This window comes from Roseateles sp. (assembly GCF_036404855.1).
In the GTDB taxonomy this organism is placed as follows: domain Bacteria; phylum Pseudomonadota; class Gammaproteobacteria; order Burkholderiales; family Burkholderiaceae_C; genus Pelomonas.
The window spans coordinates 1-16,985 of sequence record NZ_DASWYS010000008.1 but is presented as its reverse complement, the minus strand read 5'-3'; the positions used below and the strand labels follow the sequence as shown (position 1 = coordinate 16,985).

The window sequence follows — 16,985 nt, the reverse complement described above, 5'->3', positions numbered from 1 at the left end:
CGGCGATGTCGGCAAGGCTGGCGTGGCCATCGACTCGGTGGAGGACATGAAGATCCTGTTCGACGGCATCCCGCTGGACAAGGTGTCTGTCTCCATGACCATGAACGGCGCCGTGCTGCCGGTGCTGGCGGGTTACGTCGTTGCGGCGGAGGAGCAGGGCGTGGGCCAGCACCAGCTGGCCGGGACCATTCAGAACGACATCCTCAAGGAGTTCATGGTCCGAAACACCTACATCTACCCGCCGGAGCCGTCGATGCGCATCGTCGGCGACATCATCGAGTACACGGCGCGGGAGATGCCCAAGTTCAACTCCATTTCCATCTCCGGCTATCACATGCAGGAGGCGGGGGCCACGCAGGCACTGGAGCTGGCCTTCACGCTGGCCGACGGCCAGGAGTACGTGAAGACGGCCCTGGCCAAGGGGCTGAACGTGGACGACTTCGCGCCGCGACTGTCATTCTTCTGGGCCATCGGGATGAACTTCTATCTCGAGATCGCCAAGATGCGCGCCGCGCGCCTGTTGTGGTGCCGCATCATGAAGGGCTTCGGTGCCACATCGCCCAAGAGCCTGATGTTGCGCACCCACTGCCAGACCTCGGGCTGGAGCCTGACCGAACAGGACCCGTACAACAACGTCGTGCGCACCACCATCGAGGCCATGGCAGCCGTGTTCGGCGGCACGCAGAGCCTGCACACCAACTCGCTGGACGAAGCCATCGCGCTGCCCACCGAGTTCAGCAGCCGCATTGCGCGCAACACCCAGCTCATCATCCAGGAGGAGACTCACATCACCAACGTCGTCGACCCCTGGGCCGGCAGCTACATGATGGAGAAGCTCACGCAGGACATGGCCGACAAGGCCTGGGCCATCATCGAGGAAGTGAACGCCCAAGGCGGCATGATCAAGGCGGTGGACTCCGGCTGGGCCAAGCTCAAGATCGAGGCGAGCGCTGCCGAGAAGCAGGCACGCATCGACTCGGGCCAGGACGTCATCGTTGGCGTCAACAAGTACAAGCTGGCCAAGGAAGACACGATCGAGATCCTGGACGTGGACAACGTGAAGGTGCGGGAGGCGCAGATCGAACGGCTGAAGAAGATCAAGGCCACGCGCGACACGGACGCCGTGCAGGCTGCCCTGGGCGCGCTGACGCGCGCGGCCGAGAATGGTGAGGGCAACCTGCTGGACCTCAGCATCCAGGCGATGCGGCTGCGCGCGACGGTGGGCGAGGTGTCCGACGCGCTGGAGTCCGTGTTCGGCCGCCATCGTGCCGACACGCACAAGGTCAGCGGCGTCTACGCGGCCGCCTACGATTCGGCTGAAGGCTGGGCCAAGCTGCAGGGCGAGATTGCCGCATTTGGTGACGAACAGGGGCGCCGCCCGCGCGTGATGATCGCCAAGTTGGGCCAGGACGGCCATGATCGCGGTGCCAAGGTCGTCGCCACAGCCTTCGCCGACCTGGGTTTCGACGTCGACATCGGCCCGCTGTTCCAGACACCTGAGGAATGCGCGCGCCAGGCCATCGAGAACGACGTGCATGCGGTGGGCGTATCCACGCTGGCCGCCGGCCACAAGACGCTGGTGCCGGCCATCATTGCCGAGCTGAAGAAGCAGGGTGCGGACGACATCATCGTCTTCGTCGGCGGCGTCATCCCGCAGCAGGACTATGGCTTCCTGTTCGATGCCGGCGTCAAAGGCATCTACGGCCCCGGCACGCCCATCCCGGCCAGTGCCAAGGGCGTGCTGGAGGCGATCAAGGCGCAGCTGGCGGGAGTGCCCGCCTGATGACGCCGACGCTGGCTCCCGTCGTCGATGAGGATTTCGAGGCCATGCTGAGCCTGCGCATCGAGGCCTTGCGCGAGAGCCTAGAGCGGCTGGGTCGCTTCGATCCGGCCGTGGCGCGGGCGCGCCTGAGGAGCCAGTTCCGGCCTGAGTGGATGCAGCATCTCGTCGTGGATGACGAGCGCGTGGGCTACTTCACGGTCGAGCCGGGCGAAGGCGAGTTGCGCCTGCACCACCTGTACCTGAGGCCGTCGGCGCAAGGCCGCGGCATCGGCGCCTGGGTGCTCGAGCGCCTCAAGGCGCAGGGGCTGCCGATCACGCTGGCCGCGCTGCGCGAAAGCCGTGCCAACGACTTCTACCGTCGCCATGGCTTCCGCGCCGTAGAGGAGCGGGACTTCGACATCGAGTACCGCTGGGAGACCGTGGCATGAGCCTGGCCGCACCGCTCAAGGCCGGCCAGCGCCGTGCGCTGGCAAAGGCCATCACGCTCGTGGAGTCCACCCGGGGCGACCATCGCGAGCAGGCCGATGCGCTGCTGACCGAGTTGATGCCCGCCACCGGTCGTGCGCTGCGGCTGGGCATTTCCGGTGTGCCGGGCGTGGGCAAGAGCACCTTCATCGAGGCTTTCGGCGTCTTCCTGCTGGAGCAGGGCCACCGCGTGGCGGTGCTGACCATCGACCCCTCCAGCTGCGTGTCGGGAGGTGCCATCCTGGGCGACAAGACACGCATGGAGAAGCTCTCCATGGATACGCGCGCCTTCATTCGCCCCAGCCCCAGCGGGGGCACATTGGGCGGTGTGGCCGAGAAGACCCGGGAAGCCCTGCTGCTGTGTGAGGCAGCGGGTTACGACGTCGTCATCGTCGAGACCGTGGGCGTGGGCCAGAGCGAGACGGCCGTGGCCAGCATGACCGACCTCTACCTGCTGTTGCAGCTGCCCAATGCGGGCGACGATCTGCAGGCCATCAAGAAGGGCGTCATGGAGCTGGCTGACCTGGTCGTCATCAACAAGGCCGACCTCGACGATGCCGCCGCCACCCGCGCGCAGGCACAGATCACGTCTGCGCTGAGGTTGATGCCGGCCCATGCCCACGCCACGCAGCGCGTGATGAAGGTCAGCGCATTGAAGTCCAATGGCATCGCGCCTGTGTGGGCTGCGCTGACGGCGCTGCGCGACGAGCGCGAGGCCAGCGGCGCCTGGGCAGCCCGGCGGCGCGATCAGTCGCTGGCGTGGATGTGGGAGCGCATCCAGTCCGGGCTGAAGCAGGCCTTTGTCGCCCATCCCGTCGTTCACGCCCAGCTTGATGTCGCGACGGCAGCGGTGCGCGAGGGCCGCACGCCCGCCTCCACGGCGGCGCGCCAACTCCTCGCTGCCTTCAAGTCCGGGAGCCACGCATGATCTCTGGCTTGCACCACATCAACCTGCGTGCGCCGGCGCCGATGCTGGCGACGCTGCGCGATTTCTACCGCGACGTGCTGGGCCTGGAAGTCGGTCAGCGGCCGGATTTCGGCACCCCGGGCTACTGGCTCTATGCCGGCGGCCATCCCATCGTCCACCTGTCCGAGCAGCGGCCTGGTGAAGCGGCGCGAGGCCCGGTCGACCCGGCCGCGCCGACGACCTTCGATCACACTGCCTTTGCCGGCAGCGACGCTCCGGCCATGGCGGCCCGCCTCGTCGAGCTGGGCGTTCGCTTCCATGAATCTCGCTCGGCCGTGACCGGCCAGCACCAGTTCTTTCTGCAAGACCCCGCCGGCAACGGCGTGGAGATCAACTTTCCGTTCTGAAGAGAGCCGACCACCATGCATGACATCCTGCAAGCACTCGAAGCCAAGCGCGCCCGCGCGCGGCTGGGCGGCGGCGAGAAGCGCATTGCCGCCCAGCACGCCAAGGGCAAGCTGACCGCCCGCGAGCGACTGGAGCTTCTATTCGACGAAGGCAGCTTCGAGGAATGGGACATGTTCGTCGAGCACCGCTGCGTGGACTTCGGCATGGCCGACAACAAGATCCCTGGCGACGGCGTCGTGACCGGCTACGGCATGATCAACGGCCGGCTGGCCTTTGCCTTCAGCCAGGACTTCACCGTCTTCGGCGGCGCGCTCAGCGAAGCCCATGCCGAGAAGATCTGCAAGGTGATGGACCAGGCCATGAAGGTTGGCGCCCCCGTCATCGGCCTGAACGATTCGGGCGGCGCGCGCATTCAGGAAGGCGTGGCGTCGCTCGGTGGCTATGCCGACGTCTTCCAGAAGAACGTGATGGCGTCCGGCGTCATCCCCCAGATCAGCATGATCATGGGCCCCTGCGCCGGCGGCGCGGTGTACTCGCCGGCGATGACGGACTTCATTTTCATGGTGAAGGACAGCTCGTACATGTTCGTCACGGGCCCCGAGGTCGTGAAGACCGTGACGCACGAGGAGGTCACTGCCGAGGAACTGGGCGGCGCCACCACGCACAACACCCGCAGCGGCGTGGCCGACCTGGCGTTCGAGAATGATGTGGAGGCGCTGCTGATGCTGCGCCGCTTCTTCAACTACCTGCCGCTGTCCAACCGCGAGAAGGCGCCCGTTCGCCCCAGTGGCGATCCGGCCTCGCGGCTCGACCTGTCGCTGGACACGCTGGTGCCCGACAACCCCAACAAGCCGTACGACATCAAGGAACTGATCCTCAAGGTCGTCGACGACGGCGACTTCTTCGAGCTGCAGCCCGACTACGCCAAGAACATCGTCACCGGCTTTGGGCGTATGGAGGGCCAGACGGTGGGCATCGTCGCCAACCAGCCGTTGGTGCTGGCCGGTTGCCTGGACATCAAGAGCAGCATCAAGGCCGCGCGCTTCGTGCGCTTCTGCGACGCCTTCCACATCCCCGTCGTCACCTTCGTCGACGTGCCCGGCTTCATGCCCGGCACCTCGCAGGAGTACGGCGGCATCATCAAGCACGGCGCCAAGCTCCTCTATGCCTACGCTGAGGCGACGGTGCCCAAGATCACCGTCATCACGCGCAAGGCCTACGGTGGCGCCTACGACGTGATGGCCTCCAAGCATCTGCGCGGGGATGTCAACTTCGCCTGGCCCAACGCCGAGATCGCCGTGATGGGCGCCAAGGGTGCGGTGGAGATCATCTTCCGCGAGGACAAGAAGGATCCGGGCAAGCTGGCCGAGCGTGAGGCCGAGTACAAGGCCCGCTTCGCCAACCCCTTCGTGGCTGGCGCGCGTGGTTTCATTGACGACGTCATCCAGCCGCACGAGACGCGCAAGCGCATCTGCCGCTCGCTGGCGATGTTGAAGGACAAGAAGCTGGAGAACCCGTGGCGCAAGCACGGCAACATCCCGCTGTGAATAAGGCGACCAGCGCCGTCGACGCGAAGCGGCTCACCGACATTCCCAACATCGGCAAGGCGATGGAGGCCGACCTCATCGGCTTGGGCGTGACGACGCCGGCCGACGTGAAGCGCATGGATCCCTTCGAGACCTATGACCGCCTTCGCGATCCCATGGGTCAACGTCATGACCCTTGCGTGCTGGACACCTTTATGGTCGCGCACGACTTCATGAACGGCGGGCCTGCCCAGCCGTGGTGGAACTTCACCGAGCAGCGCAAGAAGCTGCTGGGCACAAAGAAATAACGAGGCTCAACATGTTCACAAAGATCCTCATTGCGAACCGCGGCGAGATCGCTTGCCGCGTCATCGCCACCGCCCGGAAGATGGGCATCCAGACCGTCGCCGTCTACTCCGAAGCGGACAGGGACGCTCGCCACGTGGAGCTGGCCGACGAGGCCGTGCTGCTGGGCCCGGCGCCGTCGCGCGAGAGCTACCTGGTCGCCGACAAGATCATTGCCGCGTGCAAGGAGACCGGCGCCCAGGCACTGCACCCGGGCTATGGTTTCCTGTCCGAGAACGAGGACTTCGCGCGCCGCTGCGAGGAGGAAGGCATCGTCTTCATCGGCCCCAAGCACCACAGCATTGCGGCCATGGGCGACAAGATCGCCTCCAAGAAGCTGGCGGGCGAGGCCAAGGTCAGCACCATTCCGGGCCACAACGAGCCCATCCTTTCGCCAGAGGAGGCCGTGCAGATTGCCCAGCGCATCGGCTACCCGGTGATGATCAAGGCCAGCGCGGGCGGCGGCGGCAAGGGGCTGCGCGTGGCCTTCAACGACAAGGAGTGCTTCGAGGGCTTCACGTCCTGTCGCAACGAGGCTCGCAACAGCTTTGGCGACGACCGCGTCTTCATGGAGAAGTTCGTCGAGCAGCCCCGCCATATCGAGATCCAGGTGCTGGGCGACTCGCAGGGCAACGTCGTCTACCTGTGGGAGCGCGAGTGTTCCATCCAGCGCCGCCACCAGAAGGTCATCGAGGAGGCGCCGTCGCCGTTCATCAGCGAGGCCACGCGCCGCGCCATGGGTGAGCAGGCCGTGGCGCTGGCCAAGGCCGTCAAGTATCAGAGCGCCGGCACGGTGGAGTTCGTCGTCGGCAAGGACCAGGACTTCTACTTCCTGGAGATGAACACGCGGCTTCAGGTGGAGCACCCGGTCACCGAGTGCATCACCGGGCTCGATCTCGTCGAGCAGATGATCCGCGTCGCCGCCGGCGAGCCGCTGTCCTTCACACAGGCCGACATCAAGCGCGACGGCTGGGCGATCGAGTGCCGCATCAATGCGGAAGACCCCTTCCGCAACTTCCTGCCATCCACCGGTCGGCTGGTGCGCTACCAGCCGCCGGAGACGAGCATGCAGCAGGCTGAGCCGACCCGCTTCGGCGTGCGCGTGGACACCGGCGTCTACGAGGGTGGCGAGATCCCGATGTTCTACGACTCGATGATCGCCAAGCTCATCGTGCACGGGAAGGACCGCGCCGAGGCCATCGTCAAGATGCGCGAGGCGCTGAACGGCTTCGTCATCCGCGGCGTGTCCAGCAACATTCCTTTCCAGGCGGCGCTGCTGGGGCACGCCGATTTCGCGACCGGCAACTTCAACACCGGCTTCATCGCCCAGCACTACGCCGGCGGCTTCAAGGCCGAGGACGTGCCGCACGACGACCCGCTGTTCCTCGTCGCGCTGGCGGGCTTCATCCGCCGCAAGGCGCGCGAGCGCGAGGCCGGCATCAGTGGCCAGCTGCGAGGCCACGAGGTGCAGATCGAGCATGACTACGTTGCCGTCGTCAACCTTGGCGGTGGGCGCAGCGAGCAGCATGCCCTGCGCATCAGCGAGTTCGCCGGCGCGCTGGGCGAGGCTCGCGTGCAGGTGGGCGACAAGGACTACCGCATCGTCTCGAGCTCGCGGCTCAACGATGTGCGCATCACGGGTACCGTCAACGGCCTGGCTTTCACGGCCCAGGCCGAGCGCGGCACGGCCAGGAATCCACTGGCCTATCGCATCCAGCATGGCGGACGCTCCGTCGAGCTGACCGTGCTGAGCCCGCGCGCCGCCGAGTTGCAGGTGCTGATGCCCTACAAGGCACCGCCCGACACCTCGAAGCTACTGCTGTCGCCGATGCCCGGTCTCTTGGTTCACCTTGCCGCGCAGGTCGGGCAGGCCGTGCAGGCCGGCGAGCGACTGGCTGTCATCGAGGCGATGAAGATGGAGAACATCCTGACGGCCCAGCAGGACGTTACCGTGGCGGAGATCCTGGCCACGCCGGGCGAGAGCCTGTCAGTGGACCAGCCCATCCTGCGCTTTGTCTGAATCCGTCGCCATCGTCGGCGCGGGTGTAGCCGGCGCGGCGGCGGCCGTCCGGCTGGCAGAGCGCGGCATCGAGGTGGACGTTTACGAGGCGGTGCCCGAGCCGCGCCCCATCGGCGCCGGCCTGCTGCTGCAGCCAACCGGCCAGCGGGTGCTGGCAGCCATGGGGTTGCTGGACGGCGCGCTCGCGCTGGGCACGCGCGTGGACCGGCTGTTCGGGGACACGCCCAAGGGGCGTGCCGTGCTGGACATGAGCTACCGCCGCTTTCATCCTGAGGCCTACGGCCTGGGCATCCAGCGCGGCGCGCTGATGGGGCTGTTGTGGGGACGCCTGCGTGATCTGGGCGTGCGCTGGCATTGCGGCGCGGCGGTGGAGGACTTTCAGCAGGACGATCGGGGCGTGACGTTGATCCGAGCCGGTGGTGGCACGGCCCGCCACGCGGCCCTCGTCCTTGCCAATGGCAGCTTCTCCAAGCTGCGCCAAAGCATGCATGTCCGTCAGCATGCGCGCCTCTTTCCCTGGGGCGCCGTGTGGACCGTGCTGCCTGCGCCCGAGGGTTTCCCGCAGATCGAGTTGCGCCAGCGCTTCCGCTCGGCCTCTCAGATGCTGGGCCTGATGCCCGTCGGTCAGGCAACACGTGCCGACAACCAACGCGGTATCAACCTGTTCTGGAGCCTGCCGGTAGCCGAGTTGACCGGCTGGTCCACGCGCTTGGGCCTGGACAGGCTCAAGCACCAGATGAGCGGCCTGTTCCCCGAGGTGGCGCCGCTGATCGCGGGCTTGACCGACCCGGCCCAGTTGCGCGAGGCGCGCTATGCCGATGTCTGGATGCAGCGCTGGCATGACCGCCGAGTGCTGGCCATCGGCGACTGCGCCCATGGCATGAGCCCTCAACTGGGTCAGGGTGCCAACATGGCGCTCATCGACGCGCACGAGCTGGCCGCCGAGGCCCGCGGCGCCTGGCCCCAAGTGTTCGAGCGCTACACACGCCGCCGCCGTGCCCATCTGCGTTTCTACGGCCAGGCCAGCAAGGGCCTGACGCCGATGTTCCAGTCCCACGCCGTGCTGGCGCCCTGGCTGCGCGATCGCTTCTTCGGCTGGGGTGGTCGGCTGCCCTACATCCATCAACAATCCATCGCCACCCTGGCCGGCTACAAGACTGGCTGGCTGTGGGGGCAGCTCAAACTGTGACCACGACCATGAGCAATACCCGACCCTTCCGAGTCCTCGGCCTGCAACAGATCGCCATCGGCGGTCTCGACAAGGCCAAGCTGCGCCACCTGTGGGTGGACTTGCTGGGCGTGCCGGTGACCAGCACCTTCAAGAGTGAGCGCGAGAACGTCGACGAGGACATCTGCACGCTGGGGCAGGGCTCTCACGCGGTGGAGGTGGACCTCATGCAGCCGCTGGATCCGGAGAAGAAGCCCGCCGTGCATGCGACGCCGCTGAACCACATCGGCCTGTGGGTGGATGACCTGCCCGTGGCCGTGCAGTGGCTGGAGTCGCAGGGACTGCGATTCGCACCGGGCGGCATCCGCCGTGGCGCGGCCGGCCACGACATCTGCTTCGTCCACCCCAAGGGCAGCGAGCAGTTCCCGTTCGGTGGTGAGGGCGTGCTGATCGAGCTGGTGCAGGCGCCGCCCGATGTCGTCGCCGCGTTAGGCTGATGGTCCGTCGCGCCCTGTCGTTGAAGGACCTTGGCGCGCAGCTCGATGGCCAGCAGTTCTGGCAGGTGCATCGCAACGCCATCGTCAACCTGGCGCATGCCGACTGGGTGGAGCGCGATGCGCTGGGGCACATGAGCATCCACCTGAAGCAGCATGCCGAAACCCTCAGCGTCAGCCAGAGATTCCAGGCTCGCGTCAAGCAGATGTAGTCCCCGGCCAAGTGTTCTTCCAACGGCGAAGCAGCACTTGCGCGATGGCGTCTTCCGCGCATGGGGTCTCGCCCCTAACCTTCGGGCTGCAAATCTTGCGCGTGCCTCGCTGGGCTGACCGGCCCGTGGCACACCGGGAGGCGGGGCAGCCACAAGCGGCTTCGTGGATTCGGTCGCAAGGCTTTGCAAGGGCCAAAATCATGCGCCTCTGTTTTTTGAGTCGCCCATGCGCCTTGCCCTCGCACTGTCCGCCCTGTTGCTGCCCGCGTTCGCGCAGGCCTGGGGCAACCACACGCCCATGTGCTATCGCGCCTTCGAGCGCATGCCCGAGGTCGCGAACGTCGCGCCGGTGAGGGCCGAATCGCTCGTCGATTTCCTGCGTGATCAGGATGCCGCCATTGCCCGGATGCTGGACGCCCAGGAGGCGTGGGCTCGTGAACATCTGAAGCAGCACGCACCTCGTCCCGAGTCGTTGCGCTTTCTGGCCGACGCCGGACGCAGCGATGCCGACCGGCGCGCAGCCTTCCTGCGCGCGTTGAGGCTGTCGCCTCAGTCCCGTCTGGCCCTGTATCTGCAGCCTGACCCGCGGGACTCTGCATCGACGCGTCCCGCCATTGACGCGAACCTCGTCACCGCCGTGAAGCCGGGTGCCGGCGCCACGCAGCGCTTCGTCGCGTTGCAGCCGGGCGAGGCGGTTCCGGCCCTGGCCGTGCTGGCCTCGGCCTGCGACGAACCGGACTACGGCCAGGACCTGAACCTTTTCGACGACAACCCGGGACACCCGCAGAACCCGTCCTACGGCTTCGGCCAGCAGCCCTTTGGCAACCCGGCGGTGGCTATCGGCTCGCAGGCACCGTTCCACATGGGCTTCTTTCACCAGGGGGCCATCTTCAACACGCTGGCGCCCAGTTTCGCGCGCACCTTCACCGAGTTGCGCGTGCAGCAGTACGGTGGCCTGGCCCAACTGGCCTGGGAGACCGGCCATGCCTATTGGGGCTGGCGCTTTGCCGGCATGGCACTGCACCACGTCGAGGACCTGACTCAGCCGTACCACGCCAGCGCCGCGCCGGGCGCCACACTGGGCCGCATGATGTGGGTCAACCTCAAAGCCCAGCTTGGCGCGCCGGCGGATCGGCAGGGGCTCGTGGTCTTGCAGGGCAACCGCCATTTCGTGCTGGAGGATTTTCAGACGCGCTGGATCATGGACAGTGCCCGTCAGCGCCGCGATGGGCCGTTGGAGCTGGCCCTGCGCGATGCCACACGCGACGCGCGCTATCCGGCCTGGAGCGCCGGCTATGTGCGCGACACCGTGGCCGCCGAGGCTTTCCAGGCCGGCCCGGCGACGGACGCGGCCGTCGTCGTCGGTGCGCCGGCGAGATTTGTCACCGACCCCCATCTTGATTTCGCTGCCAACGAGGCCCGCTTCGGTCCCGAGCTCGCGCACGACCTGCAGGGCCAGCGCGACGTCCTGCATGGGGCCGTCGCGGAGCTGCTGGGCCACTTCGGCGCCCACAGCCGCAATGCCCTGCGCGGGCTGTTGAAGCAGGCCGGAAAGGCCTCGCAATGATTTCGTGAGAGACGAAACAAAAGTCGCTTTCTGGCGCAGAATCACCTGATTCACGAAGGCTATGCTGGAGTCCGATTCATCATGCGACACGATCTCACCACCCTCAACCTCGTGCTGGCCATCGAGCAGACGCGCTCGATCACCCGTGGCGCTGCCCAGGAACATCTGGCGCTAGCTGCCGCGAGCAAGCGACTCTCGGACCTGGAAAGCCGCCTCGGCGTGCAGCTCTTCGAGCGCCGCGCACGCGGTGTCGAGCCGACCGAAGCGGGGCGTGCGCTGGTGCGTCACATCCGTTCGCTGCACGCGTCGCTCTACGCCCTCGAGACCGAGGTCATGGAGTTCTCCCGCGGCATCAAGGGCCATCTGCGCATTGCAGCGAATAGCAGCGCCATCACGGAAGCGCTGCCGCCGCATCTGGTGGGCTTTTCCCAGGCTCATGCGCAGATTCGCATCAGCCTGGAGGACCTGACCAGCGCCGAGGCCCAGGCCGCGGTCGCCGAGGGGCGGGCGGACGTGGGCGTCTTCTCGCCGCCGCTGCTGGACAACCGGCTGCAAACCTGGGTCTTCGCTCACGGCCGCCTGGCCGCGTTGGTGCCGCTGAAGCATCCGCTGGCCCAGCGCGAGGAGGTGCGGTTCGACGACCTGCTGGCCTACGACCTCATCGGCCTGCATGCGGGCGCCAGCGCGCAGGAGCTGATGCGCGAGCAGGCTGCCGCGCGCGGCAAGACGCTGAACGCGCGCTGGCAGGTGCGGGGCTTCGACGCCATCGCCCAGCTCGTCGAGGCGGGACTGGGCGTCGCCGTGCTGCCGGAGCAACCGGCCGAACGCTTCACACGTGTCTTCGGCGTGCGCTGCCTGCGTCTGGAAGAACCCTGGGCCGAGCGCGAATATGTACTGGGCGTGTTGCGCCAACAGCGGCTGCCGACGGTGGTGCAGCGCTTCGTCGACACGCTGATTCCACGAGATAAGCAATGACCTCTAGAACCCTCTACGACAAGCTCTGGGATGAGCATGTCGTGCACACCGAGCCGGACGGCACGGCGCTGCTCTACATCGACCGCCACCTCGTCCACGAGGTGACCAGCCCGCAGGCTTTCGAGGGCCTGGACCTGGCCGGTCGAAAAGTCTGGCGACTGAGCGCCAACCTGGCCGTCAGCGACCACAACGTGCCGACGACGGATCGCAGTGCCGGCATCGCCGACCCCGTCTCCAGGCTGCAGGTGGATACGCTGGACGCCAACTGCGATCGCTTCGGCATCACGCAGTTCAAGATGACCGATCGCCGCCAGGGCATCGTGCATGTCATCGGCCCCGAGCAGGGCGCCACGCTGCCTGGCATGACCGTGGTCTGCGGCGACAGCCACACCTCCACCCACGGAGCCTTCGGTGCGCTGGCTCACGGGATCGGCACCAGCGAGGTCGAACATGTGCTGGCCACGCAGACGCTGTCGGCCAAGAAGGCCAAGAACCTGCTCGTGAAGGTCGAGGGCAAGCTGCCCGCCGGTTGTGGTGCGAAGGACATCGTGCTGGCCATCATCGGCAGGATCGGCACTGCAGGCGGCACGGGCTACACCATCGAGTTCGCCGGCTCCGCCATCCGTGCGCTGAGCATGGAAGGCCGCATGACGGTCTGCAACATGGCCATCGAGGCCGGCGCCCGTGCGGGCCTGATCGGCGTGGACGAAACGACGATCCAGTATGTGCGCGGACGCCCGTTCTCGCCGCAGGGCGTGGAATGGGAGCAGGCCGTGGCCTACTGGCGCACGCTGCACTCCGACCCCGGCGCGCATTTCGACAAGACCGTCGAGATCGATGCCGCGCAGATCCGCCCGCAGGTCACCTGGGGCACCTCTCCCGAGATGGTGCTGGCCATCGACGATCGCGTGCCGGACCCCGACAAAGAGCGTGACGACGTCAAGCGCGGCGCCATCGAGCGCGCGCTGACCTACATGGCGCTGGAGCCCAACAAGGCCATCTCCGACATCCACGTCGACAAGGTCTTCATCGGCTCCTGCACCAACAGTCGGATCGAGGACATGCGCGAAGCTGCCGCCATCGTGCGCCGCGTGGGCGGTCGCGTGGCCAGGAACATCAAGCTGGCGCTAGTGGTGCCGGGCTCGGGCCTCGTCAAGGCGCAGGCCGAGGCCGAGGGCCTGGACCAGGTCTTCAAGGCTGCCGGCTTCGAATGGCGCGAGCCCGGCTGCTCCATGTGCCTGGCGATGAACGCCGACCGGCTGGAGCCGGGTGAGCGCTGCGCATCGACCAGCAACCGCAATTTCGAGGGCCGCCAGGGCGCCGGTGGCCGTACCCATCTCGTCAGCCCGGCCATGGCTGCCGCAGCCGCGATGACCGGCCATTTCGTTGACGTGAGGACGCTGGCCTGACATGGACAAGTTCACCATCCACAAGGGCCTGGTCGCGCCCATGGACCGCGAGAACGTCGATACCGACGCGATCATTCCCAAGCAGTTCCTGAAGTCGATCAAGCGCTCGGGCTTCGGCCCCAACCTGTTCGACGAATGGCGCTATCTGGACCATGGCGAGCCCGGTCAGGACCCGGCAAGCCGAAAGCCCAATCCCGATTTCGTGCTGAACCAGCCTCGCTACGCAGGGGCAAGCGTGCTGATTGCGCGCCAGAACTTCGGCTGCGGTTCCAGCCGCGAGCATGCGCCCTGGGCGCTGCAGCAGTACGGCTTCCGCGCCATCCTGGCGCCCAGCTTCGCGGACATCTTCTTCAACAACTGCTTCAAGAACGGCCTGCTGCCCATCGCGCTGCCGGCGTCGGCGATGAACCAGCTGTTCGACGAGGTCAAGGCCTTTCCGGGCTACCAGTTGGTCGTGGACCTGCCGCGCCAGGTCGTCGTCAAGCCCGATGGCGCCGAGATCGCCTTTGACATCGAGCCCTTTCGCAAGGAATGCCTGCTCGGCGGCCTGGACGAGATTGGCCTGACGCTGCAGCACAGCGACAAGATCCGCGCCTTCGAGGCCGCCCGCATTGCCGCGAAGCCCTGGCTGAACAACCGAGTGATTTGAGATGAAGAAGATTGCAGTACTGCCTGGCGACGGCATCGGCCCGGAGATCATGGCCGAGGCGGTCAAGGTGCTGAACGCGCTGGACCTGGCTGTGACGCTGGAATGGGCCGACGTGGGCGGCAAGGCCTACGAGACCAGTGGCCATCCGCTGCCGCCGGCCACGCTCAAGCTGGCCCAGGAGGCGGACGCCGTGCTGTTCGGCGCCGTGGGCGACTGGAAGTACGACAAGCTGGAACGTTCGCTGCGCCCCGAGCAGGCCATTCTGGGGCTGCGCAAGGCGCTGGGCCTGTTCGCCAACTTCCGCCCGGCCATCTGCTATGAGCAACTGACGCATGCGTCGTCCCTGAAGCCCGAGCTGGTGGCGGGTCTGGACATCCTCATCATCCGCGAGCTGACCGGCGACATCTACTTCGGCCAGCCGCGTGGCCGCCGCACGGCCGTGGACGGCCACTTCCCCGGCGCGGACGAAGCCTTTGACACGATGCGGTACTCGCGCCCCGAGATCGAGCGCATCGCCCACGTTGCCTTCCAGGCCGCACGCAAGCGCAACAAGCGCCTCACCAGCGTCGATAAGGCCAACGTGCTGGAGACCTCGCAGCTGTGGAAGGACATCGTCACTGAGGTCCACGCCCAGTACCCCGACGTGGAGCTGGACCACATGTACGTGGACAACGCCGCGATGCAGCTTGTCAAGGCGCCCAAGAAGTTCGACGTCGTCGTGACCGGCAACATGTTCGGCGACATCCTGTCTGACGAGGCCGCGATGCTGACCGGCTCCATTGGCATGCTGCCTTCCGCCTCGTTGGATGCGAACAACAAGGGGCTCTACGAGCCCAGCCACGGCAGCGCGCCGGACATCGCAGGCAAGGGAATTGCGAACCCGCTGGCTACAATCCTGTCTGCTGCCATGATGCTCAAGTTCTCCCTCAACCTGCCCGAAGCCGCCGCTCGTATCGAAGCCGCGGTCGAATCGGTGCTGGCCCAGGGCTTGCGCACTGCCGACATCTGGAGTGAAGGTACCTCGAAGGTCACGACCATCGAGATGGGCGACGCTGTCGTCAAAGCCATCACGACCACCAAAACCATTAAGAGCTAAAGCTCCGTCTCGTCTCGCCCCTCCAAACCCGGCGAACGAGCCGGGGCCCGAAATGGATGGGGTTTGGTGACAGTACGACGAAAGGATTTGACGATGACGACCTTGGTAGGCCTCGTAGGCTGGCGTGGCATGGTGGGTTCGGTGCTCATGGAGCGCATGACCGCCGAACGCGATTTCGACCTGATCGAGCCGCTGTTCTTCTCGACTTCCAACGCCGGTGGCGCTGCTCCGGCCCAGGCCAAGAACGAGAAGTCGCTGCAGAACGCGTTCGACATCGACCAGCTCAAGCGCTGCGACATCATCATCACCGCCCAGGGCGGCGACTACACGACCGAGGTCTACCCCAAGCTGCGCGCAGCGGGTTGGGCTGGTCACTGGATCGACGCCGCCTCCACGCTGCGCATGGCTGATGACGCCGTCATCATCCTGGATCCCGTCAACCGCCCGGTCATCGACCAGGCCCTCGCCAACGGCGGCAAGAACTGGATCGGCGGCAACTGCACCGTCAGCTGCATGCTGATGGGCGTTGGTGCGTTGTACAAGGCTGGCCTCGTCGAATGGATGTCGACGCAGACCTACCAGGCCGCTTCCGGCGGCGGTGCCCAGCACATGCGCGAGCTGCTGACCCAGTACGGCACGCTGAACGCATCGGTGAAGCCGCTGCTGGATGACCCCAAGAGTGCCATCCTCGAGATCGACCGCCAGGTCATCGCCAAGCAGCGTTCGCTAAGCGCCGAGGAAACGGCCAACTTCGGTGTGCCGCTGGGTGGCTCGCTGATCCCATGGATCGACAAGGACCTGGGCAACGGCATGTCCAAGGAAGAGTGGAAGGGCATGGCCGAGACCAACAAGATCCTCGGCTCGGGAGCCATTCCCGTCGATGGGTTTTGTGTTCGCGTCGGCGCGATGCGCTGCCACAGCCAGGCCCTGACCTTCAAGCTCAAGAAGGACGTGCCGCTGGCCGACATCGAAGCCATGATCGCCGCGGACAACGCCTGGGTGAAGGTCGTGCCGAATACACGGGAAGCGACGATTCGTGACCTGACGCCGGTGGCCGTCACTGGCACGATGACGATTCCCGTCGGTCGGCTGCGCAAGCTGGCCATGGGGCCGGAGTATCTGGGCGCGTTCACGATCGGCGACCAGTTGCTGTGGGGCGCTGCCGAACCGCTGCGCCGCATGCTGCGCATCCTGCTGGAACGGTAATTCGCTTACGGTCTTTTACGCTTGGACCTAGGGTTCACCCGGGCGTCGATATTGAAACCAAACTACACATGAGGTATCGCGTGAGCATTTCAGCGTATATGCTTGATACCGTTGTGTTTTTGATTCGAAACTCGACGCATGTCACACCGTGCAGACCAGGTTCATGCAGCGCGTGCTGAAGATCGAGACAGGCGGGGCCCTCAAGAGCCCCGCCTTGTTGCTTTGGGGAATGCCTTGAAAGACCACATTCGCGACGCATTCGAGGGAGTTCGACCCATGGGCTTTGCTCGCCATCACATCGCGCTGGCTGCGCTGCTCCTGGCCAGCGGCAGCGTGCAGGCCCTGGGCCTGGGCAAGCTCAATGTGCAGTCGGCGCTCGGGGAGACCATGCGCGCCGAGATCGACGTCACCAGTCTGACGGCCGAGGAAGCTTCCACGCTCAAGGCGCGCATTGCTCCGCCCGATTCCTATCGCGCCTCCGGCGTCGAATACAACCCGGTGCTGACTTCGACCCATGTTCAGGTCGTGCGCAACAACGGACGCACGGTGTTGCGCGTCAGCAGCGACCGCTCGGTGCAGGAACCCTTCGTCGACGTCATCCTCGAACTGAGCTGGTCCAGTGGCCGCCTCGTGCGCGAGTACACGCTGCTGTTCGACCCGCCGGGGCTGCCCAAGCCGGCGCCGATCATCACCGCGCCGCCGGCCATTGCCGCGGCGCCTGCGCCGGCGCCCGCCGCTGCCGCTTCCAGCGAGGC

General features: G+C 66.3%; 17 protein-coding genes. All 17 read left to right on the top strand.

Annotated features, from left to right (window positions below; genetic code table 11):
- Positions 1-1,783, top strand: a 1,783-nt coding sequence (gene scpA, locus VGF12_RS00580) for a methylmalonyl-CoA mutase (protein ID WP_331174103.1), incomplete at its 5' end; no start/stop codon positions are given.
- Complete coding sequence (locus tag VGF12_RS00575) at positions 1,783-2,211, top strand: GNAT family N-acetyltransferase (RefSeq protein ID WP_331174102.1); 429 nt, start codon at positions 1,783-1,785, stop codon at positions 2,209-2,211. The genes scpA and VGF12_RS00575, both read left to right, overlap by 1 nt.
- Complete coding sequence (gene meaB / locus VGF12_RS00570; protein ID WP_331174101.1) at positions 2,208-3,176, top strand: methylmalonyl Co-A mutase-associated GTPase MeaB; 969 nt, start codon at positions 2,208-2,210, stop codon at positions 3,174-3,176. The genes VGF12_RS00575 and meaB overlap by 4 nt, the downstream gene beginning before the upstream one ends.
- Positions 3,173-3,562, top strand: coding sequence for a VOC family protein (locus VGF12_RS00565; RefSeq protein ID WP_331174100.1), 390 nt, complete (start codon positions 3,173-3,175; stop codon positions 3,560-3,562). The genes meaB and VGF12_RS00565 overlap by 4 nt, the downstream gene beginning before the upstream one ends.
- 15 nt (positions 3,563-3,577) lie before the next feature.
- Positions 3,578-5,110, top strand: coding sequence for an acyl-CoA carboxylase subunit beta (locus tag VGF12_RS00560; RefSeq protein ID WP_331174099.1), 1,533 nt, complete (start codon positions 3,578-3,580; stop codon positions 5,108-5,110).
- Positions 5,107-5,397 carry a helix-hairpin-helix domain-containing protein gene (locus VGF12_RS00555; RefSeq protein WP_331174098.1) on the top strand — a complete coding sequence of 97 codons (291 nt, stop codon included), beginning with the start codon at positions 5,107-5,109 and terminating at the stop codon, positions 5,395-5,397. Before VGF12_RS00560 ends, VGF12_RS00555 begins: the two co-directional genes overlap by 4 nt.
- 11 nt (positions 5,398-5,408) lie before the next feature.
- Complete coding sequence (locus tag VGF12_RS00550) at positions 5,409-7,454, top strand: acetyl/propionyl/methylcrotonyl-CoA carboxylase subunit alpha (protein ID WP_331174097.1); 2,046 nt, start codon at positions 5,409-5,411, stop codon at positions 7,452-7,454.
- Positions 7,447-8,643, top strand: a complete 1,197-nt coding sequence (locus VGF12_RS00545) for an NAD(P)/FAD-dependent oxidoreductase (protein ID WP_331174096.1) — start codon at positions 7,447-7,449, stop codon at positions 8,641-8,643. Before VGF12_RS00550 ends, VGF12_RS00545 begins: the two co-directional genes overlap by 8 nt.
- A gap of 8 nt (positions 8,644-8,651) precedes the next feature.
- A complete protein-coding gene (locus VGF12_RS00540) occupies positions 8,652-9,119 on the top strand; it encodes a VOC family protein (protein ID WP_331174095.1) in 468 nt (155 codons plus the stop codon).
- Complete coding sequence (locus VGF12_RS00535) at positions 9,119-9,328, top strand: LytTR family DNA-binding domain-containing protein (RefSeq protein WP_331174094.1); 210 nt, start codon at positions 9,119-9,121, stop codon at positions 9,326-9,328. The genes VGF12_RS00540 and VGF12_RS00535 overlap by 1 nt, the downstream gene beginning before the upstream one ends.
- Positions 9,329-9,554: 226 nt before the next feature.
- Positions 9,555-10,895 (top strand): hypothetical protein, encoded by a 1,341-nt coding sequence (locus tag VGF12_RS00530; RefSeq protein ID WP_331174093.1) that lies wholly within the window; start codon positions 9,555-9,557, stop codon positions 10,893-10,895.
- 81 nt (positions 10,896-10,976) lie between these two features.
- On the top strand, positions 10,977-11,870 hold the full coding sequence (locus tag VGF12_RS00525; RefSeq protein WP_331174092.1) for a LysR family transcriptional regulator: 894 nt from the start codon (positions 10,977-10,979) through the stop codon (positions 11,868-11,870).
- Positions 11,867-13,279 (top strand): 3-isopropylmalate dehydratase large subunit, encoded by a 1,413-nt coding sequence (gene leuC / locus VGF12_RS00520; RefSeq protein WP_331174091.1) that lies wholly within the window; start codon positions 11,867-11,869, stop codon positions 13,277-13,279. Before VGF12_RS00525 ends, leuC begins: the two co-directional genes overlap by 4 nt.
- A gap of 1 nt (position 13,280) precedes the next feature.
- A complete protein-coding gene (leuD, locus tag VGF12_RS00515; protein WP_331174090.1) occupies positions 13,281-13,928 on the top strand; it encodes a 3-isopropylmalate dehydratase small subunit in 648 nt (215 codons plus the stop codon).
- 1 nt (position 13,929) lies between these two features.
- Entirely contained in the window at positions 13,930-15,024 is a 1,095-nt protein-coding gene (leuB, locus tag VGF12_RS00510; RefSeq protein ID WP_331174089.1) for a 3-isopropylmalate dehydrogenase, read from the top strand.
- 93 nt (positions 15,025-15,117) lie between these two features.
- A complete protein-coding gene (gene asd, locus VGF12_RS00505) occupies positions 15,118-16,230 on the top strand; it encodes an aspartate-semialdehyde dehydrogenase (protein WP_331174088.1) in 1,113 nt (370 codons plus the stop codon).
- Positions 16,231-16,506: 276 nt separating this feature from the next.
- The coding region (locus VGF12_RS00500) for a type IV pilus assembly protein FimV (protein WP_414709954.1) at positions 16,507-16,985 on the top strand (479 nt) is incomplete at its 3' end.